The sequence below is a fragment of the Streptomyces sp. NBC_00028 genome, from assembly GCF_045041065.1.
GTDB lineage: Bacteria > Actinomycetota > Actinomycetes > Streptomycetales > Streptomycetaceae > Streptomyces.
Genome location: NZ_CP108293.1, coordinates 3,875,384 through 3,900,243 on the forward strand (window position 1 = coordinate 3,875,384; position 24,860 = coordinate 3,900,243).

Below are 24,860 nucleotides of genomic sequence, written 5' to 3' on the forward strand. Positions count from 1 at the left end.
CCCGTGACATCCTGACCGGGTGAACGGACCGGAGATCCACCTCGAAGTCGCCCCTGAACTGGCCCTGTTCGTCCCGCACGGACGCCGGTCCGGAGCCACCCCGGTGACCACCGACGGTGTCTCCACCCTCGGCCATGTCGTCGAGTCCCTCGGCGTCCCACTGCCCGAGGCCGGCTCGCTGGTGGTCAACGGCCGGGAGGTACCCACCTCGTACGTCCCCGTGGCGGGCGACCAGGTGGAGGTACGGCCCGTCGCCCGGCCCCAGCGGGTCCCCGGCGCCCCGCTCCGCTTCCTCCTCGACGTCCACCTCGGCACCCTCGCCCGCCGGCTGCGCCTGCTCGGCGTGGACACGGCGTACGAGTCCACGGACCTCGGCGACCCCGCCCTCGCCGCGCTCTCCGCCGCCGAGCGACGCGTCATGCTCAGCCGCGACCGGGGGCTGCTGCGGCGCCGCGAGCTGTGGGCCGGCGCCTATGTCTACAGCACCCGCCCCGAGGAGCAGCTCCAGGACATCCTCGACCGCTTCCGCCCCGAGCTGCGCCCCTGGACCCGCTGCACCGCCTGCAACGGCCTGCTGAAGGAGGCCACGAAGGACGAGGTCGCGGACCAGCTGGCCAGCGGTACGCACCGGTCGTACGACGTCTTCGCGCAGTGCGCCGAGTGCGGGCGGGCGTACTGGAAGGGCGCGCACCACGACCAGCTGGAGGCCATCGTGGAGCGCGCCCTGAAGGAATTCCCTAACGCTTCCTGACGTCCGCCTTTCCGCAGGCGATGCCGTCCTTGTTCCGGTCCAGGCCCAGCGGGTCGTCCTTGCCGTTGACCTTCAGGCGGCCGTAGTCGTTCTTCTTCAGCCAGGTGCAGCGGGCCGCCGCCGTCGCCTTCACCTCCTTCGGGAACGCCGTCGGCACGCAGACGTTGAGCGAGCCGTAGTGGCGGTCACAGCCGGAGAGGGTCGGGCTGACCTTCTGCGAGGTGCGCTTCTTGCCCGGCCCGGTGACCTTGCCGGAGAGATCGTCGGCGAAGGCGTGGACGTGGGCGGAGGCGTCCGTGGCGCTCAGCGCGGCGGGGCCCTGCAAGTGCACCCACTTCGCCACCGACGGCACGCCGTTGGCGTCCACCGCGAACAGCATGTACCAACCGGGGGGCGCCAGGTTGGGGTTGCTCGTCACGTTCAGGTCGACGTTGTTGCCGTCCACCGCGAGCGGCAGGTCCACGAACCGCTGGTTGGGGTCGGAGGAGTGCGTCACCGCGGCCGGGCGGATCAACTCGGCCTTGGCGATGGGCCGGTCGACGGTGATGCGCTGGGTGTCGCCGTAGGTCCACTCGGTGTCGATGACCGAAGTGATCGACGGACGCGGGCCCTTGAGGAGATAGGGCGGGGTGTAGATCGACACGTTGTGGTTCCAGGTGCCGTTGCCCGGGTTGTCGCCGGTGGCCATGACCCGGCCGTCCGGCAGCAGGAACGCGGAGGAGTGGTAGCCGCGCGCCTCGGGGTCGGCGGCCACCGGGTCGAAGGTGCCGGTGTCGGGATCGTAGAGCGAGGACTCGTGGACGGGGTTGGCCCGGTTGTGCAGACCGCCGCCCGTCTCCAGCACCTTGCCGTCGGGCAGCAGCACGGCGGAGACGTACATCTTGCCCTGGTTGCCGGTCTCCGGCTGCGGTCCGTTGCCGAGGTCGACGGTGCCCTGCGGGAGCGGCGGCCCGGCGACGTACGCCGGATTGGGCTGCTTGAGGTCGATGACGTCGGTCAGCCGGTTCGCCTCCGGGTTGGAGTCGATGTTGCCGCCGCCGAGGGTGAGGACCTTCTGGTCCTGCGCCGGGGGCAGCAGCACGCTCGCGGACTGGTCCCGCTCGTCCTTGTTCTGGAGGCCGGGAACCTGGGTGACCGTGTTGGCGCCGTAGTCGTAGATCGCGCTGCCGGTGCCCGGGATGTTGTTGCCGAAGACATGGCTGCCCGAGTAGAAGAGGCGGCCGTCCTGCATCAGGATCATCGACGGGTACAGGCCCCAGTACGACCAGGTCTGGTTGACCTTCCACAGCGGCTGCCACTGCTGCTCCGCCTGGGAGAACAGCTCGGCGGTCACCGACCCGGTCGAGTCCTCGCGCAGCCCGCCGAAGGAGATGACGTCACCGTTGCCGAGGACGGTCGCCGACGGGTACCAGTGGCCGTCGTTCATGTCGTTCGTCTTGCTGTACGTCTCGGTGACCGGGTCGAAGATGTACGAGTCCTTGAACCCCTCGTAGCCGTGCCCGCCGACGACCGGGTACGCCTTGTTGCCGCTCATCACGAGCACGCGCCCGTCCTGGAGCTGGACGTGCCCGGCGCAGAACATGTCCTTCGGGGTGGGGATGACCTTGTAGGCGCCGGTGGCCGGGTTGTAGACGGCCGAGGTGAAGGTCCCCGCGTTGAACTGCTCCTCGCTGTTCCCGGAGCCCGCGATCAGCAGCACCTTGCCGTTGTTGAGGACGACGGAGTGCATGGAGCGCACCGGGTTCTGCGTGGGCAGCACGTCCCAGCGGCCGTTGGCGCACTGGTCGGCCGTGCCGGTGCACTGCGCCGGCGGGACCGGGTCGGCGACCTGCTCCATGGTGTAGTCGTCGGTGGTCGCGGAGCCGGTGCCGTAGACGGAGACGCCCCAGGTGATCCGGTCGGTGCCGGTGGGCACTTCGGGGGTGCGGACGCTCGCCTGCGTCCAACTGCCGGCCATATCCAGCGTCTTCAGGTCCGTCCAGTACTGCCAGCCGGCGGTGGCGTCGTGCCGGAAGAGGGTGACGGCGGTGTCGGGGGTGGTCGACTTGTACCAGAGGCTCAGGTCGTACTGCTTGCCCGGTGTCACCACCGGCGCGCACTCGGTCGACTCGGTGATCAGGGCCTTGCGGTCGCCCTCGACGCGGCGGGTGAGCTCGACCTTCATGGCCTTGGTGCCGGAATGGGCGTCGGCGGTGGTGCTGAAGGTGAAGTCGTTGTCCCCCCATCCCGACTTCTCCCAGCAGTACGGCATGTCGCCGCCGGCGGTCTCGAAGCCGGGGTTCTTGATGAGGTTGGCGGCGGAGGCGGGTTGCGGAGTGGCGAGGAGGAGACCGGCGGTGAGGGCGGTCACCCCCAACAGGGCTTGTCTACGGCGGTTTTTCATGTGGTGCGGCTCCTACGGCGTGGGAGATAGACCAGCGCTTCGGTCCCGACGAAGCGCAGGACGAACGTGATGACGAGGGCCAGGGCCGTGGCGGGCAGCGCCGCCAGCCCGAAGTGCGTGACCAGCAGCGCGATCAGCGGGATCCGCAGCACCAGGTCCGCGTTGGCGAGCAGCGCGAACCGGACCGTGCGGTCGGCCCAGTGCCGGTGGCGGCGCCGGTCGCGGAAGAGCACCTTCTCGATGAGGAGGAAGTTCCAGGCCACGCCGAACTGGTTGGCGACGATCTCGGCGGGGAGATAGTGCAGGCCCGCGTGGGTGAGCGCCCACAGGGCGGCCAGGTTGGGCACGAAACCGGTGAGCCCGATCAGCCCGAACACCACCATGCGGGCCAGCGGGGTCGCCGTGCGCAGTCCGGCGAGGTGCCGCAGGAAGCGGCGCCCCTCCTCGGCCGTGGACTTGGACTCGCCCGCGAACCGCTCCTGGAACACGAACGGCACCTCGGTGACCGCGCGCGGCCGGCTCCGCACCGCCAGTTCCAGCAGGATCTTGTAGCCGAGCGGCTTCAGCGCCTCCGCCGCGATGTCGCTGCGCCGGATCGCGAAGAAGCCGCTCATCGGATCGCTGATGCCGTGCAGCCTGCGGGGAAAGAGGGACTTGGTCAGCCAGGTCGCCCCGCGGGAGACGGCGACGCGGTAGCTGCCCGCGAGCCCGGCCCGGCTGCCGCCCTTGATGTAGCGGGAGGCGACGACGAGCCCGGCGTTCGCCCGCTGTCCGGTCGCCACCAACTCCGGTACCAGGGACGGCGGATGCTGGCAGTCGCCGTCCATGACGACGATCCAGTCCGACCCCGCCGCCTTCATCCCCTCCACGACCGCCCCGCCGAGCCCGCCCACCGGCTCGTCCCGGTGCAGGACGGTCACCGGGAAGGGGCAGTCCTTCGCGGTCTCGCGGATCACCTCGGGGGTGTCGTCGGTGGAGTCGTCCACGAAGACGACCTCGCAGGGCAGCCGGGCGGGCACGGACGCGGTGATCTGGTGCAGGAGTTCACGGATGTTCGCCGACTCGTTGTACGTCGGTACGACGATGGTGACGGCGGCCGGTTCGGGGACCTCGGCGGTCTCGACGCGCGGGACGGGCGCGGTGTACTCATGGCTCATCGGACGCCTCCAGGGGCGGTCTGTACCTGCCGGATCTCGATCCGGTCCGCGCCGGTGCCGAAGACGGCGACGGGCGTCGAGTGCTGGACGGCGGCCCTGACGTTGGGCAGGTCGACCGCGTCGCGCCGTACGGTCGGCGAGGCCACGACGTAGTCGAGGTCCCTCCAGCCGCGCGGCATCGTCTTCGTGACCGCCGGGTCGAGGTCGGCCTTGTAGAACCAGATGGCGCCGAGGCCGGGCCGGTACCCGGAGTGCACCAGGTCCAGCCAGAGCGCGTCGTCGACGAGTACCCGCGTCTTCTCCGGCTGCGCCACCTCGGTCGCCAGCCACTTCGCGGCGGCCCGGTAGGGGGCGTTGGCGTCGGCGGTGAGGGCGGTGCGGTCACCGTCGTACCAGCGCGGTACGACATACACGCAGGCGGCGACGGCGAGGAGGACGGCGATGCCGTAACGGCCCACCCAGCGCAGCCTGTTGAGGACGGCGTGGGCGATGGAGGCGGTGCCGCCGGCGAGGACGAGGGCGAGGAACGGCAGCGCCTGGATGATGTACATCGCGGGCAGATAGCCGCTGGGCCGCATGGCGACCAGGGCGAGGATGCCCACGGCCAGCGAGGGCCCGGCGAGCGCGCGGGCGGTGACGGACCAGCGCCAGGTGGCCAGGAGCAGAAGCGCGCCCGCGAGTCCGCCGAGGGGCAGGACCCGGTCGTAGTAGAGCCAGGACGTGAGCACCCCGTGCGAGCCGGAGCCGGCGTCGAGGATGAAGCCCGAACCGGGCCTGGTCATCTGGTACTTGACCCCGTCCCACAGTGAGACATGTCCGCTGCCGGGCAGCAGCTCGCCCTTCAGGAGGGCGAAGAGGGGGTACGACAGGCCGATCAGCGCGCAGGCGGTGATCGCGCCGGTCAGGGCGAACTTGCGGGTCTCGCGGTGGCTGTGCCGCCACATGGTGACGAAGACCGCCGGGAGGACGAAGAGCATCGTCTCCTTGGTCAGCACGGCCGTCGCCGCCGCGATGCCCGCGCCGAAGTGGTGCCAGAGGTGGCGGCTCGGGGAGGCGGCCAGCGTGAACGCCAGCAGGGTCCACATGACCGCGAGGTTGTCGAGGAAGATCTCGCGTTGGAGGACGACGGAGAGCGGCGAGAGCCCGAACAGGGCCATGCCGAGCCCGGCCGCCCAGCGGGGCAGGGAGAGCCGGCGCCCGAGGACGTACACGAGGACCGCGCTGATGCCGCTGATCAGCAGCATCATGACCCGCATCGAGCCGACGGTCATCGAGTCGGGGCTCAGCAGCTTCGGTATCCAGGTGAGCAGGGCGAGCTGGATCCAGCCGAGCGGTGGGTGGTCGTACCAGTAGGTGTAATGGGCGAGGCCCTTGCCCTCCTGGACGGCCCAGGCCTGGGCGAGGTAGGTGCCCTCGTCGTCGCTGAGGGTCGGGTAGTCGGCGATGTTCCAGCCCTGGACGACGAGGATCGCGAGGAGGAGGGCACCGCAGAGGAGGAGATCGGGGCGCTTCGACTTCGATGTTGTTCGATCGGTCGAACGCGCTTCAGGCACAGGCTGCCGCTGCGCGGGGACCTTCGGAGCGGTCACCGCGGGAAGGGTGGAGGTCACGCAGGGACGTCCTCTCGGATTACCGCTGTGGTGTTCAGATGGGCGCCGACGTGACTGGTCAACTCCCATTCGTTCCGGCCGCGTTGCTCACGCCAGACGGCGCGGATCGCGGCCCCGGCGAGGAGGACCTGGTAGAAGGGGCCGCCCACGATCAGCTTGAGGTAGTGCACGAAGCGCACCCGCAGTCCGTACTGCTTGCCGAAGTCATGCAGTCCGACGAGCTCGAAGACGAAGGTGACGAGCGCGGTGACGGCCGGCAGGAAGGTGATGAAGGCGATCCCGACGGGCACGTCGAGGAAGAGCGCGACGGCCGCGTTGAGCGGGATGATCACACCGGAGAACGCCTGAAGGAACGGTGTCATCAGGGTGTACCGGGCGAGCAGCCGCTGCCCGAAGCCCGGGAGCTGCTTCCAGTCCTTCTTGCGGTAGACCTGGAGGAAGCCCTGGTTCCAGCGGGTGCGCTGCTTGAGCAGGGACATCAGCGAGCCCGGGGTCTCCTCCCGCGTCACCATGTCGGAGTCGTAGGCGACGACGACCTTCTTGCCGACGGACGACAGCCGCACCCCCAGGTCGCAGTCCTCGGCGAGGCAGTCGGGGTCCCAGCCCCCGGCCTCCTTGAGGGTGCCGGTGCGCACGAAGACGGTGTTGCCGCCGAGCGGGATGAACCCCTTCTGCGCGTGCAGGTGCAGCCGGGAGCGGAACCAGAAGAAATACTCCAGGCAGTTGCGCAGGGAGTACCAGCTGGAGTGGAAGTTGATGAGCTGGACGCCGCCCTGCACGACGTCCGCCCCGGTGGTCCTGAAGGCGTGGTCGACATGGGCGAGGAGCTCCGGATGGACCTGGTCCTCGGCGTCGAAGACCCCGACGACATCGCCGCGGCAGTGCGGCAGCGCCGTGTTCATCGCCTTCGGCTTGTTCTTCTTCTCGTGGGTGTCGACGACGACCCGGACGCGCGGATCACGCTCGGCGGCCGCCTCGGCGACCGCCGTGGTCTCCGGGTCGTCGTGTCCGACGATGACGATGATCTCGAAGTCGGTGTGGCTGGACTCCAGCAGTCGCTGGATGGTGTGGTCGAGCACGGCCTGCTCGTGCCGCGCGGGCAGCAGCAGCGAGAACGAGACGTGTTCGCCCCCGTCCGGTCTGCTGAACCGGGTGGAGGCGAGCACCTCGGGCGTACGCCACGCGTGCATCTGCCACCACAGCGTGAACGCCGCCATCCAGAACAGGGCCAGTGAAACGGCAGCGATGAGCACAGACGTCAGCAAAGATCCCCCCAGATCCTGAAAACCCCCGGTCGCGGCAGGCCTGTTGCTCCTGCCGCGTCACTGTGGAGAGGTTATGGGTGATCTGTGAAGTGCGAGGGATCTTCCGATAAATACTATGTTTCGTAGGGGTGTGGTGACTTCACCCGTTCAGCGATGATCGAAGCCGTTCAACCTCGGTCGTCGGTGCGTCACAGGTGAAGTTACGGCAGACGTACGCGGCCGGTTCACCGCCGACGAGCGGCCGGTCGGCCAGCAGGGGAAGTTCGTCACTCCCGACGACCCCCACGGCGACGACGGCACCGGGTGCGGTGCCGAGAAGTGCCGCGCGATGCAGGGCCTTTGTGGCCGCATCGTTGATGGCGGGCCCCACGACGGCCACCTCCCGCGGCCCGTCGAGCAGCGCCTCCGCGACCGCGAGCCCCCACCCGATGAACCGCGGCACCCGCGGCCCGAGCGCCTTCACCACACCCAACGCCCGTTCCGCGGACGTGCGATGAGGCTCGGCACCGGTCTGCGCGGCATAGCTCAGCAGCGCCCCCGCGGCGGCGGTCCAACCGGACGGCACGGCGTTGTCGGTCGGGTCCTGAGGCCGCCGGATGAGCTGCTCGGCGTCGGAGGCGGTGTCGAACAGCGCACCCGACTCCGGGTCCACGAACCGCGCGAGCACATGGTCGAGCAGGAACCCGGCGAACTCCAGCCACACCCCCTCCCCCGTCACGGACGTGAGCGCGAGGAACCCCTCCGCGACATCCGCGTAGTCCTCCAACACCCCGGCGTTGGCGCCGACATGACCGTCCTTGCTGGTCCGGGCGAGCCGCGCGTGCTCGTCCAGATGCAGCCGTACGAGGAGATCTGCGGCGGCGACGGCGGCCTCGACCAGGTCGGGCCGGTCGAAGTAGGCGCCGGTCTCGGCCAGCGCGGCGATCGCGAGCCCGTTCCAGGCGGCGACGACCTTGTCGTCCCGCCCGGGAGCGGGCCGCTCGGCGCGGGCGTCGAGCAGCCGCCGCTTGACGGACTCGACCTTCTCGGCGTCGAAGACCCCTTCGTGCTGCGGCAGTTGAAGAACGGAGGCCCCTTCCTCGAAGGTCCCCTCCTCGGTCACCCCGAAGTACTGCGCGGCGAGCTCGGCATCCTCCTCGCCCAACACCTCGACGAGCTGCGCGGGCGTCCACACGTAGTACGCCCCCTCGACATGCTTCCCGCTCCCGTCATCACTGTCGGCGTCCAGCGCGGAGGCGAACCCGCCCTCGGCGGTCCGCAGCTCCCGCACCATGAAGTCGGCGGTCTCCAGCGCGACCCGGCGGGCGAGCTCGGAGCCGGTGGCCCGCCAGAGGTGAGCGTAGACACGGCACAGCAGCGCGTTGTCGTAGAGCATCTTCTCGAAGTGGGGCACGACCCACTCCCGATCGACGGAGTACCGCGCGAACCCGCCCCCCAGCTGGTCGTAGATCCCGCCCCGCGCCATCCGCTCACACGTGTCCGCCGCCATCTGCAGGGCGCCCTCGGCCCCGGTCCGGGCATGATGCCGCAGCAGGAACTCCACGACCATGGAAGGCGGGAACTTGGGCGCCCCGCCGAACCCGCCGCGCTGCGGGTCGTACTCCCGCGTCAGCCCGAGCAGCGCCCCCGCCAGCTCCTCCTCGCCGGGCGCCTGCGCGTCGCCGTACGAGATCTCCCGCCCGGCGAGGTCCCGCACGATCTTCTCCGCCACCTCGGCGACCTCGTCCCGCCGGTCGGTCCACGCCCCGCGCACCCCCTCCAGCACCTGCCGGAACGACGGCATCCCGTGCCGGGGCGCGGGCGGGAAGTAGGTACCGAAGTAGAAGGGCTCGGCGTCCGGCGTCAGAAACACGGTCATCGGCCACCCACCCTGCCCGGTGGCGGCCTGCACGGCCTCCATGTAGACGGCGTCCACGTCGGGGCGTTCCTCACGGTCGACCTTGATGTTGACGAAGTGGGCGTTGAGGTAGTCGGCGGTCTCCTGATCCTCGAAGGACTCGTGAGCCATCACATGACACCAGTGGCAGCTGGAGTACCCGACGCTGAGCAGTACGGGTTTGCCGCTCTTGCGCGCCTCCTCGAAGGCCTCGCCTGACCACGGCCACCAGTCGACGGGGTTGTCCGCGTGCTGGAGGAGGTAGGGGGACGTCTCTTGGGCCAGTCGGTTCGGCATGGGGTCCATCCTGCCGCAGTACCCCGGCCGTCACGCGGCAGGCGTGTCGCAGAAGGTGATCCTCCGGCCCTCTCCCCACAGCGCCCCGACGGCAGCACACTTGACCAAGAACACCGTTGTCGTCGGAGGGGGACGAGACATGCGGGACAGCCATCGGGTGGAAGCCGAGCGGCTGGTGGCTCGGGCCGTGGAAGAGGAGGTGCGGCGGTCGGGCGGGCGCATCGACGGGGGTGTGCTGCTGTCACGGGCGCGCGGCGCACTGGACTCCATGGCCGAGACGGCCACCGAGGAGTACGAGGCGTACACGCGCGCGCTGGACGAGGCGGCGGCCGGGCAGCTGACGTTCGGGCAGCGGTACGCGAAGGAGGGCGGCGGAACTCCGTTGCTGGTGGCCGGGGTTGCCGCGACAGCCGCCGTCGTCGCCGACCTGGTGCTGGGGACCGGCGCGGGGACGGCCCTCGGTGCCGGGGTGACCGTCGGGGTGGTGGGGGCGGCGGCGACCGTGGTGAAGGTCGCCGGGTCACATCTGCCGGCCGCGCACCACCAGGCGGGCGCGGCGAGTCAGCCGGGCGGGCCCGAGCAGCTCAGGCTGTCGTGGCTGACCGCCCTCGAGGTGCGGGGCATCAGGCCGTTCCTGGATCAGCAGCGGGTGCGGAGCGCGTCGACCGGGCCGAAGAAGACGGGGCCGCGGCTGAAGGGCGCCGACAAGAGCGCGGCGGCCCGCGGGCGGAACGTGCTGGAGCAGTCGTTCGGCCAACTTCCGGATCCGGTGGCCGCGTTCGCGGGCCGACGGCAGGAGGTGGGCCGGATCAGACACTGGGTGCAGTCGGCGCGGGCGAGCACGGAGACCCGCCCGACGGTGGTGGTGCTGCACGGTCCGTCCGGCAGCGGCCGTTCGACGCTCGCGCTGCACGCCGCGCACGATCTGCGGGACCACTTCCGGGGCGCGTGTGTGGTGGACCTGCGCGGCGACAGCCCGGAGGAGCCGCCGCTGCCCACCCGTGACGCGCTGCTGCATCTGCTGAACCGGCTCGGCGCGCCCCGCGAGCAGCTGCTGTTCCGGGAGCGTTCCTCCCCCGACCAGCAGGTCAAGCGGCTGAGCGAGCTGTACCACCAGCATCTGACGGGTCTGCCGGTGACGGTCGTCCTGGACGACGCCTCGGACCCCGAGCAGGTCCGCACGCTCGTCCCCGAGCGTTCCGACAGCCTGGTCCTGGTCACCAGCCGGGTTCCGCTGAAGCTGCCCGCCGACCTTCCGGCCTGGGTGCACCACCTCCCGGTGGAGGCGCTGGATCCGGCGGGCGGGGAGGAGCTGCTCGCCGCGTCCGCGCAGGACAAGACCGCGCCGTACGACGCCGAGTCCGCCGACCGGATCAGGGAACTGTGCGGCGGTCTGCCGCTCGCGCTGCGCATCGCGGGTTCGTCGCTCGGCCCGCGTTCACCGCGTCAACTGGCCTCGGACCTGGGCGCGTACGGCCCGGTGGAGCCGATCGAGCGGGTGCTGTGGCTGCGCTACACCGACCAGTCCGAGCCGGCCCGCCGGCTGCTGCGCCGCCTGGCGCTGGCGGGCCGGGCCTCCCTGGGCGCGGCGGCCGCCGCGGCGCTGCTCGCCACGGACCAGGCGGAGGCGACCCGGCAGCTCGTCGCGCTCTCCCGCGCGGGTCTGCTCGACCATGTCCGCGGTGACCGCTACCGCCTGCACGACCTGGTCCGCGCCTTCGCCCAGGCCCGCCTTCTGGACGAGGAGGAACCGGCGGAGCGTACGGCGGCGCAGGAACGTCTCATCGTGAACTACGCCGAGCTCGCCGACTCGGTGCTGCGCCTGGTCGACGGCAATATGTCGACCCGCTCGGACCGTTTCTCCCCGCACGGCTTCACCTCGCTGGACGAGGCGCTGCGCTGGCTGGACGACGAGTCGAGCTTCATCACCTCGACGCTGCGGCACGCGGAGGGCGTGAACCAGGCGGCGGTGCTGAATCTCCTGGGCGCGCTGTGCGACTACTGCCTGCTGCGCGGCGATCTCTACCGCCTGGGTGAGATCAGTGAGCTGGCGCAGGCGGTCGACCAGGGTCTCCTGGTCCGTTCCGTCCAGTGGCGCACGGGTATCGCGGCGCGTCAGCTGGGCGAGCTGGACAAGGCGCGCACGACGCTGACCTCGGTGGTCGACCTGTACATGGAGGCCCACCACGACGCGGGCGCCGCACGAGCCCTCTGCTCCCTCGGCATCACCCTGCACCACCAGGGCAACCTGACGGAGGCGGCGGCCCGGCTGCACGAGGCCCTGGACCTCCAGGCGGCCCCCGAGCTGGCGACGGACCGGGCCTGGACGATGCACGCTCTGGCGGCCGTGGAACGCGACCGGGCCCATCTGACCGAGGCCATGGACCTGCTCACCCAGTCCCTGGTCCTGCACCACGCGGGCGAGTCCGTGCACGGCGAGGCCTGGGCCCACTTCCAGCTCGGCCAGCTGGCCCTGCGCATGGGCGACGTACCGCGAGCCGAACAGGAACTGCGCACCGCCCTGGATCTCTACGGCCGCACCCGCGACGCCCGCGGCGAGGCCTGGGCCCTGACCCAGCTGGCGCGCGCCCGGCTGGTCGCCGGTGATCCCTCGCCGGCGGTGGACGGTCTGCGCCAGGCGGCGTCCCGGCACCGCGAGAACGAGGACGCGCGCGGTGAGGCCTGGTCCGTCTACTACCTGGGCCAGGCCCTGGAGGAGACCGGCAACCTGGATCTGGCGGTGCGCGAGCTGGAACGCTCCCGGACGATGTTCTCCCGCATCCGCGACGTCTATGGTCTGGCCTGCGCCCGGCATCACTCGGCGCGCGCCACGAGGGACCAGCGCGCGGCCCAGACCGGCTCCCTGCGCAACTCCGGCTTCGCCCGTCAGCTCCTGGTCGACGCGCGCGCGGACTTCCAGCGGATCGGCGTCGCCCACGGCGAGGCGTGGACCTGTCTGGAGCTGGCCGTGGTGGACGCGGGCAACGCCCGCACCCCGCAGGCGCTCGCCCTGTGCGACGAGGCGATCGGCCTGTTCACCTCGTACGGCGACCGCCGCGGCGAGGACTGGGCCCGCTTCCTGCGCTGCACCCTGCTCCCCTACGCGGCCCCGGGCGGCATGGAGATCGGCACGGCGGTCGCGCAGGAGGAGCTGTCCCAGCTGTCCCGAGGCGGCCATCCGTCCCGGGACGAGAAGCTCGACGACTACATCGAGGCGTATCTGCTCCTGCTGGAGCGGGGGGTGAGCCTGGAGTCCGGCTGGCAGGCATGGCGGCTGGGCATGGTCCCGAACCGGCATGCGCGGGAGGTCATGGGGGTGGCGGTGGCGGCCAGGAACTGACCGCCACCCCGCCGGACCGTGGTCAGCTCTGGCCGGGCTTGGCCGAGGCCGTCTCGGACACGGTCTCGGCCTCCGGGTCCGGGGTCTCCTTGAAGTCGACCTTCCCCAGCTGCCGGCTCATCGACTTCATCAGGCCCCACACCGCCAGGGCCATCACCGCGAAGACGATGAAGCCGAGGACGCCGGGGGTGACCTTGTTCTCGTCCACCTCCTTGGCGAGGGGGACGAGATGCGTCATTGCCAGGCTCACGCTTGCGCTCATGTCAGGCATTGTCCCGGATGCCCGCGAAGAGGTCGTCCTCGGGGAGGGAGGTATCGACGAGGGACTTCGCGAGCTCGTACTCCTCCGTCGGCCAGACCTCCTTCTGGATCTCCATCGGGACCTTGAACCAGCCCCCGTCGGGGTCGATCTGCGTGGCGTGCGCGATCAGCGCCTTGTCGCGGATCTCGTAGTACTCGGCGCACGGGATGTGCGTGGTCAGCGTGCGCTCGGCGCGCTCGATCTCGCTCCAGCGCTTGAGCCACTCCCCGTACGGCGACTCCAGGCCGCGGTCCAGCATCGCCTGGTGCAGCGCCTCGGTGCGGGGACGGTTGAAGCCCTGGTTGTAGTAGAGCTTCTGCGCCTGGTAGGCGGGGCCGAACTCGGCCTCGGGGTACTTCTCGGTGTCCGCCGCGCCCTCGAACGCCACCATCGAGATCTTGTGGGTCATGATGTGGTCGGGGTGCGGGTAGCCGCCGTTCTCGTCGTACGTGGTGATCACCTGGGGACGGAACGCGCGGATCTTGCGCACCAGCTCACCGGCCGCCTTGTCGACGTCCTCCAGGGCGAAGCAGCCCTCGGGAAGCGGCGGCAGCGGGTCGCCCTCGGGCAGACCGGAGTCGACGAAGCCGAGCCACTCCTGCTTCACGCCGAGGATCTCGCGGGCCTCGTCCATCTCCTTCTTGCGTACCTCGTGGATGTGCTCCTCGATGTACCTGTCCCCCTGCAGCTTCGGATTGAGGATGGAGCCGCGCTCCCCTCCCGTGCAGGTCACGACCAGCACGTCCACCCCCTCGGACACGTACTTCGCCATGGTGGCCGCGCCCTTGCTCGACTCGTCGTCGGGGTGCGCGTGAACGGCCATCAGTCGCAACTGGTCAGTCAAGACTCAATCCTCAGTAAGTCGGCGCCCCGGTGTCTTCGGGTGCGATCGGCGCTTCTATAGTGACCGAATCGGAGGGCGAATAATTCCGGGGCCGGTACGAGGCCCGGTATCCGTCCGGTTTCTGCCGAGAGGACGATCATGAGCGCGTCGACCACGCGACTGCCCGAGGGCCGCTACGGCCGTTCCTCGGACGAGCGCGCCGACCACAAGCTCAGGATCGCCGCCGTCGTCCTCGGGGCCCTGCTGGTCGCGATGATGGGTTATTTCGCCTGGCACTACGTCGCCAAGAACGAGATCAGCGCCGAAGTGATCACCTTCGAGCCGCAGCAGGACGCGGTGCGGGTGCATCTGGAGGTCCGCAAGGACGCCGGCGCCAGCGGCTACTGCACGATCCGCTCCCAGGCGGAGAACGGCGCCGAGGTCGGCCGGGCCGACTTCCGCTTCTCCGGGGACGCCACCCGCATCGACAAGGTCGTCACGCTCCGTACGACGTCGCAGGGCACCACCGCCGAGCTCCTGGGCTGTCACGCCGACTGAGTTCATCTGCATTACGTACTGGCTGACCTGCGTTGACGTGAATCTGGTGGGTTATGTCCTCCCCCTTGGGCCGTTGAATTGTTAGGCTCGTGGTTTCGCCCTTCCGTGAAGGAACATTCTTCTGGGTAGGGCGATGCTTTGTATTCCCAGTACCTACGAGGAGCACCTGTGACCCAGACCAGCGAAGACGTCACCTGGCTTACGCAGGAGGCGTACACCAAGCTCAAGGAAGAGCTGGCGTACCTGTCTGGTCCCGCGCGCGAGGAAGTCACCGCGAAGATCGCGGCCGCGCGCGAGGAGGGCGACCTGCGCGAGAACGGCGGGTACCACGCGGCCAAGGAAGAGCAGGGCAAGCAGGAGCTCCGCATCCGCCAGCTGACCCAGCTCCTGGAGAAGGCCAAGGTCGGCGAGGCCCCGGCGTCCGCCGACGGCACGGTCGCGCCCGGCATGGTCGTCACCATCGCCTTCGACGGCGACGAGGACGACACGATGACCTTCCTGCTCGCCTCCCGCGAGTACGCCAGCTCCGACATCGAGACCTACTCGCCGCAGTCCCCGCTGGGCTCCGGCGTGATCGGCCACAAGGTCGGCGAGGACGCGCAGTACGAGCTGCCCAACGGCAAGAAGGCGTCCGTGAAGATCCTCACGGCCGAGCCCTACAGCGGCTGAGCCGTTCGCTTCGACGAGCCCCCGGCGCCTCCCGGCGCCGGGGGCTCTGTCATGCCTGCGCGGTCATACCGCCATGGTCATGCCTTCGCGGTCACGCCGTCGCCGAGCGGTACTTCCTGACCGACAGGGTCCTGAACACCACGATGATCAGCACCGAGTAGATCAGTGAGGCCCATACCGAGTGCTGCATCGGCCAGGCCTCGGAGGTCGAGACCCCCGGGTTGCCGAACAGCTCCCGGCTCGCCTGGACCGTCGCGCTGAACGGGTTCCAGTCGGCGATATGGCGCAGCCACGGCGTCATATGGCTGGTGTCCACGAACGCGTTGGAGATGAACGTGACCGGGAAGAGCCAGATCAGCCCGCTGGACGTGGCCGCCTCGGGGGTACGGACGGACATGCCGATCAGGGCGCCGATCCAGGTGAAGGCGTACCCGAGCAGGAGCAGCAGCCCGAAGGCGCCCAGCACCTTGCCGACGTTGGTGTCCGCGTCCGACCCGACTCGCCAGCCGACCAGGAGGGCGACCACCGCGAGGACTATCAGGGTGAGCGCGGTCTGCACGAGGTCGGCGAAGGTGCGCCCGGTGAGCACGGCGCCTCTTGCCATGGGCAGCGAGCGGAAGCGGTCGATGAGGCCCTTGTGCATGTCGTCGGCGATGCCCGCGCCGGAGCTGGCGGTGGCGAACGTGACGGTCTGCGCGAAGATGCCGGCCATCAGGAAGTTCTTGTAGTCGACGGCGCTGGTGCTGCCGCCGATCTGCATGGAACCGCCGAAGACATAGGTGAAGAGCACCACGAACATGATGGGCTGGATCAGCCCGTAGATGATCATCTCCGGGATCCGGGACATCCGGATCAGATTGCGCTTGGCGACGACCAGGGAGTCCCGGACGGACTGGCTGACCGGGTTGCCGGCCGGTGCGATGCGTGCGGCGTCGGTGACAGCACTCATTTGTTGACGGCCTCCTTGCCGCCGGCCTTGCCGCTCGCCTCGCCCTTCGCCTCGTCCTTCTCCTCGGCCACATGGCCGGTCAGGGAGAGGAAGACGTCGTCGAGGGTGGGGCGGCGCAGGCCGATGTCGTCGATCTCGATGCCCCGGGTGTCGAGCTCGCGGATGACCTCGGCGAGGAGCTTGGCGCCGCCGGTGACGGGGACGGTGAGCTTGCGGGTGTGCTCCTCGACCGTGGTGTCGCCCTTGCCGAAGCCGCGCAGGACCTCGGAGGCGGTCCGTATGTCCTCGCGCTCATGGACCACCACCTCGACGCGCTCACCGCCGGTGCGGGCCTTGAGCTGGTCGGAGGTGCCCTGGGCGATGAGACGGCCGTGGTCGACGACGGCGATGTCATGGGCCAGGTGGTCGGCCTCCTCGAGGTACTGCGTGGTCAGCAGCAGGGTGGTGCCGCCGGAGACGAGCCGCTTGATGACCTCCCACAGCAGCTGGCGGTTGCGCGGGTCCAGGCCGGTCGTCGGTTCGTCCATGAACATCACGGGCGGGGAGACGACCAGGGCGGCCGCGAGGTCGAGTCGGCGGCGCATACCGCCGGAGTAGGTCTTGGTGGGGCGGTCGGCGGCGTCCGCGAGGTCGAACTGCTCCAGCAGCTCGACCGCCCGGGCCTTCGCCGCCTTGGCCCTCATCTGGTAGAGCTGGCCGACCATCTGGAGGTTCTCGCGGCCGGTCAGATACTCGTCGACCGCGGCGAACTGGCCGGAGAGCCCGATGGAACGGCGTACCGCGTCGGGGTGCTTGAGGACGTCGATGCCCGCGACGACCGCCGAGCCGCTGTCGGGGCGCAGCAGGGTCGTGAGGCAGCGGACGGTCGTCGTCTTGCCCGCGCCGTTCGGCCCGAGCAGGCCCAGGACGGTGCCTTCCGGCACGTCGAGGTCGACGCCGTCCAGAGCCTTTACGTCACCGAAGGTCTTGACCAGGCCTTCGGCATAGATGGCGCCTGGCATATGAGTCTCCACGTCGTCGGGGATTCTTCGAAAAGCCTAGGTTTGCGCTGGTTCTGCCGCCTGTCCTTTTCTCGCAACACACCATAACGCGATGTATCGCGAGTCTCAATGGACTTTCACGAAAGGGTGAATCCAAGCCGCTGACCTCGGACGATGAGCCGGGCGGACCTCAGTCGATGACCGTGTAACCCGCGTTCCGCAGGGCGTGGCCGACCTCGGCGCAGTGCTCGGGGCCCTTCGTCTCCAGATGCAGCTCGACCTCCGCCTCCGTGAGCCCGAGCCGTGGATCGGTCCGCACATGGCTCACGTCGAGGACGTTAGCGTCCACCACTGACAACACCCCGAGAAGCGTGGCGAGAGCGCCGGGACGGTCCGTCAGCCGCAGGCGTACGGCCAGGTAGCGGCCCTGCGCGGCCATGCCGTGCCGCAGCACGCGTTGCAACAGCACCGGGTCGACGTTGCCGCCGGACAGCACGGCGACGACCGGTCCCTCGAAGGCCCGGGGGTCGCTCAGCAGCGCCGCGACGGGGCTCGCGCCGGCCGGCTCGACGACCAGCTTGGCCCGCTCCAGGCTCAGCAGCAGCGCCGCGGACAGCTCGTCCTCGCTGACCGTACGCACCTCGTCGACCAGTTCGCCGACGATCCCGAACGGCACATCGCCGGGCCGCCCGACCTTCATGCCGTCGGCCATCGTCGCCGGGTTCTCGATCGACACCGGCCGCCCGGCCGCCAGCGAGGGCGGATACGCCGCCGCGCCGGCCGCCTGGACGCCCACGATCCGCACGTCGGGCCGCAGCGACTTCACCGCGACCGCGACGCCGGCCGCGAGACCGCCGCCGCCGATGCCGAGGACGATCGTGCGCACCTCCGGGCACTGCTCCAGGATCTCCAGACCGACCGTGCCCTGGCCCGCGATGACGTCGGGGTGGTCGAAGGGGTGGATGAACACCGCGCCCGTCCGCTCCGCGTACTCCTGCGCGGCGGCCAGCGTCTCGTCGACCACCTGCCCGTGCAGTCTCACCTCGGCGCCGTAGTCCCGGGTCGCGCTGATCTTCGGCAGCGGGGCGCCCTTCGGCATGAACACCGTCGACCGCACGCCCAGCAGCGCCGACGCCAGCGCGACACCCTGCGCGTGGTTGCCCGCGCTCGCGGCGACGACCCCGGCGGCCCGCTCCTCGGGCAGCAGCCCGGCGATCCGGACGTAGGCACCGCGCAGCTTGAACGACCCGGTGCGCTGCAGGTTCTCGCACTTGAAGTGCACCGGCGCGCCGACCAGCTGGGAGAGGTGCCGGCTGCCCTCCATCGCGGTCACCCGGGCCACTCCCGTGAGCATCTTCTGGGCACCCTTCACATCGTCGAGGGTGACGGACCGCAGGGAGTGCAAGGAGTCAGCCGTGCCGTAGCTCATGACACAAGCATCGCAGTTCACAGGCGCGAGCGACCGCTGTGACCAACCTCCGAGACCGGTTTGCGCAGCGCCGGTACGGCCCGCCTTCCAGCCGCGTACCCTGTCCCCCAACCCAGCACCCCTTATCTGAAGTGAGCCCCCGGCCATGCCCACAACACCTGAAATGTCGATGGACATGACGACCGTCGGTGACACCGGTCTCCTCGACACGCTGCAGCACGAGGTGGCGGTCTTCGCCCGCCGTGCCGAACAGACCCGGCTCGGCGGGGTCGGGCAGGTGCGCAACTCCATGGACCGCGCCGCATACCTGCTGCTCAACCGCCTCGACAAGGAAGGCCCGATGGGCGTCAAGGCGCTCGCCGCGAGCATGGGCATCGACTCGTCGACGGTGACCCGGCAGGTGGCGCCGCTCGTGGACACCGGGCTCGTCAAGCGCACCTCGCACCCGGAGGACGGGCGGGCCGTGGTGCTCCAGCTGTCCCCGCGCGGGTTGTCGCGACTGGAGGAAGTGCGCTCCTCGCGGCGTCAGTTGATGGCCGAGCTGACACACGACTGGGCGCCGGAGGAGCGCGAGGCGTTCTGCACGCTCCTCACGCGCTTCAACACCGCGCTCTCCTCCCGGATGGCGGCACAGGGACTGCCGGGGGCGGACTCCCCGTCGGCTTCCTGAGGGGTCGGCTTCCGGAAACAGCCGCCGACCCGAGCGGTCTGTCGGCTTCCTCAACGGCTGATGTGTCCGCGCGCGGCTCTTGACCGAAAGGCCACCCCTGGCCTCATATGAGACCGGGTCCCGAGTCGCACACGGTTGCGTATCGCGTACGCGACTTGGAGGCCGGTTCCCTCACACGGTCGGTCTGCGGCGGGAGGCGCGGTGGGACAACGGCATGCGTCTCAGGACGCCCGCCGTGCCCGGGAGTTCAAGGCGTTCGTCGCGGGCGCGGCCGGGCGGCTGCTGCATGCCGCGACCCTCCTCACCGCGGAGGCCCCGGACGACAACCCGCGCGCGCGGCGCCTGCTGACGCTGGCGCTCGCCCACACGTACGCGTGCTGGGACGGGCTGCACGGCGAGGACCCGTACGACCGCACCCGTCAGTACCTGGCCACCCGGTTCGCCCGCGGCGCCTGGCACCAGTACGGCGGTCTGGCCGGCGCCCGTCCCCGTCCCGCCAGCCCCCTGGCCGGTCTGGCTCCGCAGGAGCGGCTCGTCCTCGTCCTCAGGCTCTACGAGGGTGTCGCCGAGGAGCAGACGGCGGCTCTCCTCGGCCTGCCGACGGAGCGCGTCCACACGATTTGCGACCGGGCGACAGCGACCCTGCTGCACCCGCCACGGGGCCCGGCGCCCGCGGTGGGCGGGGCGAAGATGGCGCCGTCATGAACGGGCCGGGGCTGACCGGCGGGAGGTGGCCGTGAACCGGCCCGAGCGTGAGGCCGCCGTACGGCGGATCATGGACCAGGCGCCGCCGCCCGTGCCCCCGGAACTGCACGCGGAGGTGGTGCGCCGGGGCGCCCGCATGCTGCGGCGCAGGCGGGCGGCCCGCCGCGTGATGTGGTCCCTGCTCTTCGCGGCGAGCGTCGCCTTCATCGTGTGGGCGGTCCTGGCCCGCCCCTGGGTGGAGCCGCCGTCGCAGACGACCCCACCGCTCACCGACTGGTGAGCCCTCGGGCTCCTTGGAACTACCGGCCCAGCGCCTGCTGGAGGTCTTCCAGCAGGTCGTCGACGTTCTCGATGCCCACGGAGAGGCGCACCAGGTCGGCGGGCACCTCCAGGGCGCTGCCCGCGGCGGACGCGTGCGTCATGCGGCCGGGGTGCTCGATGAGGGACTCGACGCCGCCGAGGGACTCGCCCAGCGTGAACACCTTGGCGCGGTTGCAGACCTCGACGGCCGCCTCCTCGCCGCCCTCGACCTGGAAGGACACCATGCCACCGAAGGCCCGCATCTGCTTGGCGGCGACCTCGTGCCCGGGGTGGTCCTCCAGGCCCGGGTAGAGGACCTTCGTCACGCGCGCGTGCCGGGTCAGCATGTCGGCGACCTTGGTGGCGTTCTCGCTGTGCCGGTCCATACGCACGGAGAGTGTCTTGGTGCCGCGCAGCACGAGCCAGGAGTCGAAGGGCCCGGCGACCGCGCCCATCGCGTTCTGGTGGTACGCCAGTTCCTCGCCGAGCGCCTCGTCACCGACGATGAGCGCACCGCCGACGACGTCGGAGTGGCCGCCCATGTACTTGGTCAGGGAGTGCACGACGACGTCCGCGCCGAGCGCGAGCGGCTGCTGGAGGTAGGGCGTGGCGAAGGTGTTGTCGACGACGAGCTTCGCGCCCGCGTCCCGGGCGATCTGCGCGACGGCGGCGATGTCGGTGATGCCGAGCAGCGGGTTGGAGGGGGTCTCCACCCACACGGCCTTGGTCTTCGGGGTGATGGCGGCCCGTACGGCGGCGGGGTCGCTGGTGTCGGCGACCGACCACTCCACGCCCCAGCGGGCGACGACCTTGGCGAAGAGGCGGAACGTGCCGCCGTACGCGTCGTTGGGGATGACCACGTGGTCGCCGGGGCTGAGCAGCGTACGCAACAGGCAGTCCTCGGCCGCCAGTCCGGACGCGAACGCGAGACCTCGGCGACCGCCTTCGAGGGCGGCGAGGTTCTCCTCCAGGGCGGTGCGGGTCGGGTTGGCGCTGCGGCTGTACTCGTAGCCGCCGCGCAGACCGCCGACGCCGTCCTGCTTGTACGTGGAGACCTGGTAGATCGGCGGGACGACCGCGCCGGTGAGGGGATCGGCGGTGTTGCCCGCGTGGATCGCGAGGGTCTCGAAGTGCTGACTGATGTGCCTGTCGCTCATGGGCCCCGAGCGTAGTCCGCATTCCGGACCGATGTCGGCGATGAGGTGTACATGCCGCTGGCTGCGGAGCTGTCCGTCCCCGGTTGTCCACAGGCCGGGGCCCTGGTTGGCCAATTGTCGGCGGCGTCTGGAACGCTTGTGGCATGGAGATTCTGTGGGTCCTGATGGCGCTGGTCATGCTGGGCTTCGTGGTGCTGCCCGTCCTGCGGCGCAGGAGGGGCATGATCGAGCGGGTCCCGCCGGGCCACCCCGACGCCGCGGACCCGGCGGAGTACGGCTTCGTACGGCAGGAGGAGCTGGACGTCCGGATGCCCGGACCCGACCAGGACCTGCTGGACGTACTGGACCTGGTGCAGCGCACCCAGGACTACCGCGCGGCCTCCCAGCTCCTCGCCGGCACCGGGGCGGAGGGCGAGCCGCGCTGGCAGCGTGTGCAGGCCTTCGCGGGTGCGGCCTCCCTGGAGCTGGCGCAGCGGCCGGGCGGGGTGAGCGAGACGCCGGGCGGGCAGTGGCTGCGGGTGTGGCGGGCCGAGGCGCCCAAGGACGCGGGCGGTGCGGCCGTGCACGCGGAGTTCCTGGTGCAGCAGGCGTGGCGGACGGCGACGCCGGGCACGGACGACTTCCGGATCATCATGGAGGAGGCGAGGGCGGCGTGCGGCGAGGCCGCGCTGCTGGCGCCCGGTGACCCGATCCCGTACATCGTCGAGCTGTCGGTGGCCCGCGGTCTCGCGTACTCCCGCGAGGAGTTCGAGCAGCTCTGGCTGAAGATCCTGGACCGCGCCCCGGCGCACATGGGAGCGCATCTGGCGGCGCTGCACTACTGGTGCGAGAAGTGGCACGGCTCGCGCGAGCAGGCGATGTCCTTCGCGGAGGCGGCCGCGGCCCGCGCGCCCCAGGGCTCGCTGCTGGCGGCGATGCCGCTGTTCGCGGTCTTCGAGCACCTGCCCGAGGTCAACCTGGTCGCCGGTTTCTATCAGAGCGAGGTGGTGACGAAGGCGATCCACGGCGCGCTGCACGCCGTGCACTCGGCCCGCGCGGACGACCCGATGCTGGCGCACGTCCGGCACATGCTGGTCTTCTTCCTGGTCCGCGGCGAGCGCTGGGCGGAGGCCATGAACCAGCTCATACACATCGACGGCCACGTGGGCGCCCTGCCGTGGACCCTGTCCCCGGATCCGGCGGCGGAGTTCGCGGTCTACCGCGCGCTGGCGGTGGCGGGCTACGAGGCGAACGGCGGCAGCCCGGCGACACTGCCGCACTGAGGCGGGGCGGCGGGATACGGGGTGGGGCGCCGGAATGCGGGGTGAGGCGCCTGAATGCAGGGTGGGGCGCCGGAATGCGGGGCGGCGGGCCGGTGTTGACGGCCGTGCCGCCCTCCCCGCGTCCCCGCCTCCCCGCCTCCCCGACGAAGGAGCCGCCATGCTGTTCGGCCGTACGCCGGTCCTCCCCACCCCCGAACAAGCACTGAAGGGCCGCCCCGAACCGATATTCACCGTCCCCGACCGCCACACCGTCCTCGGCACCCCGCTCCTCGGCCCCTACCCGGAGGGCCTGGAGATCGCCGACTTCGGCCTGGGCTGCTTCTGGGGCGCCGAGCGCAAGTTCTGGCAGCTCCCGGCCGGTGTGTACACCACGCTGGTCGGCTACCAGGGCGGCCACACCGAGAACCCCACGTACGAGGAGGTCTGTTCGGGCCTCACCGGCCACGCGGAGATGGTCCGCGTGGTCTTCGACCCCGCCGTCGTCTCGTACGACCGCCTCCTGCGGACCTTCTGGGAATCCCACAACCCCACCCAGGGCTTCCGCCAGGGCAACGACGTGGGCACCCAGTACCGCTCCGCGATCCACACCCACACGCCGGCCCAGGCCGAGACGGCGGCCGCCTCCCGAGCCGCCTACCAAAAGGCCCTGACGGCCTCCGGCCACACCGGCAGCATCACCACGGAGATCCTCCCGGCGGAGAGCCGCCCCTTCTATGCCGCCGAGGGATACCACCAGCAGTACCTCGACAAGAACCCGGCGGGTTACTGCGGGCTGGACGGCACCGGGGTGTCCTGCCCGATCGGCGTCGCCAAGGCCGAGGGCTGACCTGTCCGGGTGCGCGGGCCCGGCACTCCCCACCGAGGGGCCTTGCCGGGCCAACTGAAAATCAGTGGTCGACTGAAGCCGGCCGCCCCCACGCTGTACGTCATGGAACAGCCCCACCGTGAGATCCGCGCGGCCCATGCGGACGCCACGATCACCGTCTACCAGGCGTACTCCCCGCACATCGGTCTGCCCGCCGTCCGCGAGGGCCGTTTCCCCGCTGCGTGGAAGCGCGACAGGATGACGTGGATCAAGCCGTCGTTCCTGTGGATGATGTACCGCTGCGGGTGGGGTGCCAAGGAGGGGCAGGAGACCGTTCTGGCCGTCGAGATCAGCCGCGAAGGCTTCGACTGGGCGCTGCGCAACGCGTGTCTGTCGAGCTACGTCCGCGAGGTGCATCCCGACCGCGCCACCTGGCAGCGCCAGTTGAAGCGTGCGCCCGCTCGTGTGCAGTGGGACCCGGAGCGGGATCTGCGCCTGCGGCCCCTGCCGTACCGGTCGTTGCAACTCGGCCTCTCCGGTGAGGCCGCACGCCGTTACGCGGACGAGTGGACGGTCGCCATCCGCGACGTGACACCACTCGCCCACGAGATCCACGCCCTCGTCGAAAGGGGTGACCTGGACGAAGCCGCCCGGTTGCTGCCCCAGGAACGCCCCTACCCGCTTGGAGACGCACCCCTCGCCCACCTGCACGGATGACGCGACGTTCGCGGCTCTCGAAGGCAGACAATGCGGATCTCGGCATCCGAACCCGGCCGTGGACGCCGGGCCGGGGCACCTCACCCGCGCCGGTCGTGGATCATTGCGGCGTGAAGAAGCGTGCCGCGAAGGCCCAGTCGGCGGAGCAGCCGACGGAGCCGCCGCTCGGCTCCGTGCTCACCCCGTACCAGCAGGCCCTGCGCGACCGTATGCTCGCCGCACCCGTGCTCCCCGCACCCGAGCCCTGGCGGCCGGTCTTCGCCTCGTGCGCCCCCGTCGGTGGGCTGCTCGGGATCGGGTTCGCCACGCATCCCGACAGTCATCCCGACAGTGGCAACGGCAGAGGCAACGACAGTGGCAACGACCTGGTCATGGTCGTCTCGCACGACGGGCACGGTCTCTTCGACGCCGTCACCGGCGAGAAGATCGCCCGGGAGCGGGACCCCGATCCCGAGGACGCCACCCCCGACTCCACCGCCGACCTGACGTGCCCGGGGCTGGGTCCGATCGCCGGGACCAGGGTGCGCATCGCCGGGCTCTACGGCGGCGGGCTCCATCTGACCGCCTTCGGCGGCTGGGGCCTGGAGGTCGTCCACCCGGTCTGGCCCCACGAACGCGTCCTGCTCACCCACGGAAGCGGCATGCCCCACCGTGAGCCGCACGGCGAGGGGTGGTGGCACATCTTCAACTCCCACTACAGCGAGCTGCGAACCGTCGGCTTCTCCCCCTCCGGCCACACCCTCGCCGTCGCCACCAGCAGCGACCTCACCCTCTGGACCCGCGCCGGCCGAAGGTAGTATCCGCCGACACTTCCGGTCTCTCGTCGAGGGCCGCTGAATCATGTGGGTGGGGGCAC

Annotated in this window: 22 protein-coding genes; 11 read left to right on the plus strand and 11 right to left on the minus strand. The window is 70.5% G+C overall.

Annotated features, from left to right (window positions below; genetic code table 11):
* Positions 1-19 precede the first annotated feature (19 nt).
* Complete coding sequence (locus OG885_RS17055; protein ID WP_405731992.1) at positions 20-751, plus strand: Mut7-C RNAse domain-containing protein; 732 nt, start codon at positions 20-22, stop codon at positions 749-751.
* Here OG885_RS17055 and OG885_RS17060 read toward each other — a convergent pair.
* From OG885_RS17060 to OG885_RS17080, 5 genes are all read right to left on the minus strand, one after another.
* Complete coding sequence (locus OG885_RS17060; RefSeq protein WP_405731995.1) at positions 738-3,134, minus strand: galactose oxidase-like domain-containing protein; 2,397 nt, start codon at positions 3,132-3,134, stop codon at positions 738-740. The genes OG885_RS17055 and OG885_RS17060 overlap by 14 nt on opposite strands.
* Positions 3,131-4,291 (minus strand): glycosyltransferase, encoded by a 1,161-nt coding sequence (locus OG885_RS17065; RefSeq protein ID WP_405731998.1) that lies wholly within the window; start codon positions 4,289-4,291, stop codon positions 3,131-3,133. The genes OG885_RS17060 and OG885_RS17065 overlap by 4 nt, the downstream gene beginning before the upstream one ends.
* The gene (locus OG885_RS17070) at positions 4,288-5,901 is read right to left on the minus strand and encodes an ArnT family glycosyltransferase (RefSeq protein ID WP_405732000.1); all 1,614 of its coding nucleotides are present in this window, start codon (positions 5,899-5,901) and stop codon (positions 4,288-4,290) included. The genes OG885_RS17065 and OG885_RS17070 overlap by 4 nt, the downstream gene beginning before the upstream one ends.
* Entirely contained in the window at positions 5,898-7,166 is a 1,269-nt protein-coding gene (locus tag OG885_RS17075; protein ID WP_405732003.1) for a glycosyltransferase, read from the minus strand. Before OG885_RS17075 ends, OG885_RS17070 begins: the two co-directional genes overlap by 4 nt.
* A gap of 139 nt (positions 7,167-7,305) precedes the next feature.
* Positions 7,306-9,339: a thioredoxin domain-containing protein gene (locus OG885_RS17080; RefSeq protein WP_405732006.1), complete on the minus strand. Its 2,034-nt coding sequence runs from the start codon at positions 9,337-9,339 to the stop codon at positions 7,306-7,308.
* A 139-nt stretch (positions 9,340-9,478) separates the two neighbouring features.
* On the opposite strand from OG885_RS17080, the gene OG885_RS17085 reads away from it, so the two are divergent.
* Entirely contained in the window at positions 9,479-12,679 is a 3,201-nt protein-coding gene (locus OG885_RS17085) for a tetratricopeptide repeat protein (protein ID WP_405732009.1), read from the plus strand.
* A 22-nt stretch (positions 12,680-12,701) separates the two neighbouring features.
* Here the strand turns inward: OG885_RS17085 and OG885_RS17090 are convergent, their stop codons facing one another.
* Together OG885_RS17090 and mca are read right to left on the minus strand one after the other, a co-directional pair.
* Complete coding sequence (locus OG885_RS17090; RefSeq protein WP_405732012.1) at positions 12,702-12,950, minus strand: hypothetical protein; 249 nt, start codon at positions 12,948-12,950, stop codon at positions 12,702-12,704.
* A complete protein-coding gene (mca, locus tag OG885_RS17095; RefSeq protein WP_399948945.1) occupies positions 12,943-13,824 on the minus strand; it encodes a mycothiol conjugate amidase Mca in 882 nt (293 codons plus the stop codon). The genes OG885_RS17090 and mca overlap by 8 nt, the downstream gene beginning before the upstream one ends.
* Before the next feature lie 138 nt (positions 13,825-13,962).
* Between mca and OG885_RS17100 the strand changes: the two genes are divergently transcribed.
* Together OG885_RS17100 and greA are read left to right on the plus strand one after the other, a co-directional pair.
* Complete coding sequence (locus OG885_RS17100) at positions 13,963-14,361, plus strand: DUF4307 domain-containing protein (protein WP_405732015.1); 399 nt, start codon at positions 13,963-13,965, stop codon at positions 14,359-14,361.
* A 168-nt stretch (positions 14,362-14,529) separates the two neighbouring features.
* On the plus strand, positions 14,530-15,030 hold the full coding sequence (greA, locus tag OG885_RS17105; protein ID WP_405732017.1) for a transcription elongation factor GreA: 501 nt from the start codon (positions 14,530-14,532) through the stop codon (positions 15,028-15,030).
* 91 nt (positions 15,031-15,121) lie between these two features.
* Here greA and OG885_RS17110 read toward each other — a convergent pair whose 3' ends face one another.
* From OG885_RS17110 to ilvA, 3 genes are all read right to left on the minus strand, one after another.
* Entirely contained in the window at positions 15,122-15,979 is an 858-nt protein-coding gene (locus tag OG885_RS17110; RefSeq protein ID WP_405732020.1) for an ABC transporter permease, read from the minus strand.
* Complete coding sequence (locus OG885_RS17115; RefSeq protein WP_405732023.1) at positions 15,976-16,980, minus strand: ATP-binding cassette domain-containing protein; 1,005 nt, start codon at positions 16,978-16,980, stop codon at positions 15,976-15,978. The genes OG885_RS17110 and OG885_RS17115 overlap by 4 nt, the downstream gene beginning before the upstream one ends.
* Positions 16,981-17,149: 169 nt before the next feature.
* Positions 17,150-18,388: a threonine ammonia-lyase gene (ilvA, locus tag OG885_RS17120; RefSeq protein WP_405732026.1), complete on the minus strand. Its 1,239-nt coding sequence runs from the start codon at positions 18,386-18,388 to the stop codon at positions 17,150-17,152.
* A gap of 163 nt (positions 18,389-18,551) precedes the next feature.
* Between ilvA and OG885_RS17125 the strand changes: the two genes are divergently transcribed.
* The 3 genes from OG885_RS17125 to OG885_RS17135 all read left to right on the plus strand — a co-directional run bounded on the left by OG885_RS17125 (position 18,552) and on the right by OG885_RS17135 (position 20,043).
* Positions 18,552-19,058, plus strand: a complete 507-nt coding sequence (locus tag OG885_RS17125; RefSeq protein WP_329344124.1) for a MarR family transcriptional regulator — start codon at positions 18,552-18,554, stop codon at positions 19,056-19,058.
* Positions 19,059-19,259: 201 nt separating this feature from the next.
* Positions 19,260-19,763, plus strand: coding sequence for a sigma factor-like helix-turn-helix DNA-binding protein (locus OG885_RS17130; RefSeq protein ID WP_405732029.1), 504 nt, complete (start codon positions 19,260-19,262; stop codon positions 19,761-19,763).
* A 31-nt stretch (positions 19,764-19,794) separates the two neighbouring features.
* Complete coding sequence (locus OG885_RS17135) at positions 19,795-20,043, plus strand: hypothetical protein (RefSeq protein WP_405732032.1); 249 nt, start codon at positions 19,795-19,797, stop codon at positions 20,041-20,043.
* 19 nt (positions 20,044-20,062) lie between these two features.
* Here the strand turns inward: OG885_RS17135 and OG885_RS17140 are convergent, their stop codons facing one another.
* Complete coding sequence (locus OG885_RS17140) at positions 20,063-21,220, minus strand: cystathionine gamma-synthase (protein ID WP_405732035.1); 1,158 nt, start codon at positions 21,218-21,220, stop codon at positions 20,063-20,065.
* Between the two features lie 143 nt (positions 21,221-21,363).
* Here OG885_RS17140 and OG885_RS17145 point away from each other — a divergent pair, with 143 nt between their 5' ends.
* The 4 genes from OG885_RS17145 to OG885_RS17160 all read left to right on the plus strand — a co-directional run bounded on the left by OG885_RS17145 (position 21,364) and on the right by OG885_RS17160 (position 24,801).
* Positions 21,364-22,482, plus strand: a complete 1,119-nt coding sequence (locus tag OG885_RS17145; RefSeq protein WP_405732037.1) for a hypothetical protein — start codon at positions 21,364-21,366, stop codon at positions 22,480-22,482.
* 157 nt (positions 22,483-22,639) lie between these two features.
* Positions 22,640-23,308 carry a peptide-methionine (S)-S-oxide reductase MsrA gene (msrA, locus tag OG885_RS17150; RefSeq protein WP_405732040.1) on the plus strand — a complete coding sequence of 223 codons (669 nt, stop codon included), beginning with the start codon at positions 22,640-22,642 and terminating at the stop codon, positions 23,306-23,308.
* 102 nt (positions 23,309-23,410) lie between these two features.
* Entirely contained in the window at positions 23,411-24,004 is a 594-nt protein-coding gene (locus OG885_RS17155) for a DUF4291 domain-containing protein (RefSeq protein ID WP_405732043.1), read from the plus strand.
* Between the two features lie 173 nt (positions 24,005-24,177).
* Positions 24,178-24,801 carry a hypothetical protein gene (locus OG885_RS17160; protein WP_405742761.1) on the plus strand — a complete coding sequence of 208 codons (624 nt, stop codon included), beginning with the start codon at positions 24,178-24,180 and terminating at the stop codon, positions 24,799-24,801.
* Positions 24,802-24,860: the final 59 nt, after the last annotated feature.

What these genes read in the sequence shown, in the direction of transcription:
- OG885_RS17060 (WP_405731995.1), bottom strand. Translation starts at nt 3,134, where the DNA reads ATGAAAAACCGCCGTAGACAAGCCCTGTTGGGGGTGACCGCCCTCACC.
- OG885_RS17065 (WP_405731998.1), bottom strand. Translation starts at nt 4,291, where the DNA reads ATGAGCCATGAGTACACCGCGCCCGTCCCGCGCGTCGAGACCGCCGAG.
- OG885_RS17080 (WP_405732006.1), bottom strand. Translation starts at nt 9,339, where the DNA reads ATGCCGAACCGACTGGCCCAAGAGACGTCCCCCTACCTCCTCCAGCAC.
- OG885_RS17085 (WP_405732009.1), top strand. Translation starts at nt 9,479, where the DNA reads ATGCGGGACAGCCATCGGGTGGAAGCCGAGCGGCTGGTGGCTCGGGCC.
- OG885_RS17090 (WP_405732012.1), bottom strand. Translation starts at nt 12,950, where the DNA reads ATGCCTGACATGAGCGCAAGCGTGAGCCTGGCAATGACGCATCTCGTC.
- OG885_RS17100 (WP_405732015.1), top strand. Translation starts at nt 13,963, where the DNA reads ATGAGCGCGTCGACCACGCGACTGCCCGAGGGCCGCTACGGCCGTTCC.
- OG885_RS17110 (WP_405732020.1), bottom strand. Translation starts at nt 15,979, where the DNA reads ATGAGTGCTGTCACCGACGCCGCACGCATCGCACCGGCCGGCAACCCG.
- OG885_RS17115 (WP_405732023.1), bottom strand. Translation starts at nt 16,980, where the DNA reads ATGCCAGGCGCCATCTATGCCGAAGGCCTGGTCAAGACCTTCGGTGAC.
- ilvA (WP_405732026.1), bottom strand. Translation starts at nt 18,388, where the DNA reads ATGAGCTACGGCACGGCTGACTCCTTGCACTCCCTGCGGTCCGTCACC.
- OG885_RS17125 (WP_329344124.1), top strand. Translation starts at nt 18,552, where the DNA reads ATGTCGATGGACATGACGACCGTCGGTGACACCGGTCTCCTCGACACG.
- OG885_RS17140 (WP_405732035.1), bottom strand. Translation starts at nt 21,220, where the DNA reads ATGAGCGACAGGCACATCAGTCAGCACTTCGAGACCCTCGCGATCCAC.
- OG885_RS17145 (WP_405732037.1), top strand. Translation starts at nt 21,364, where the DNA reads ATGGAGATTCTGTGGGTCCTGATGGCGCTGGTCATGCTGGGCTTCGTG.
- msrA (WP_405732040.1), top strand. Translation starts at nt 22,640, where the DNA reads ATGCTGTTCGGCCGTACGCCGGTCCTCCCCACCCCCGAACAAGCACTG.
- OG885_RS17155 (WP_405732043.1), top strand. Translation starts at nt 23,411, where the DNA reads ATGGAACAGCCCCACCGTGAGATCCGCGCGGCCCATGCGGACGCCACG.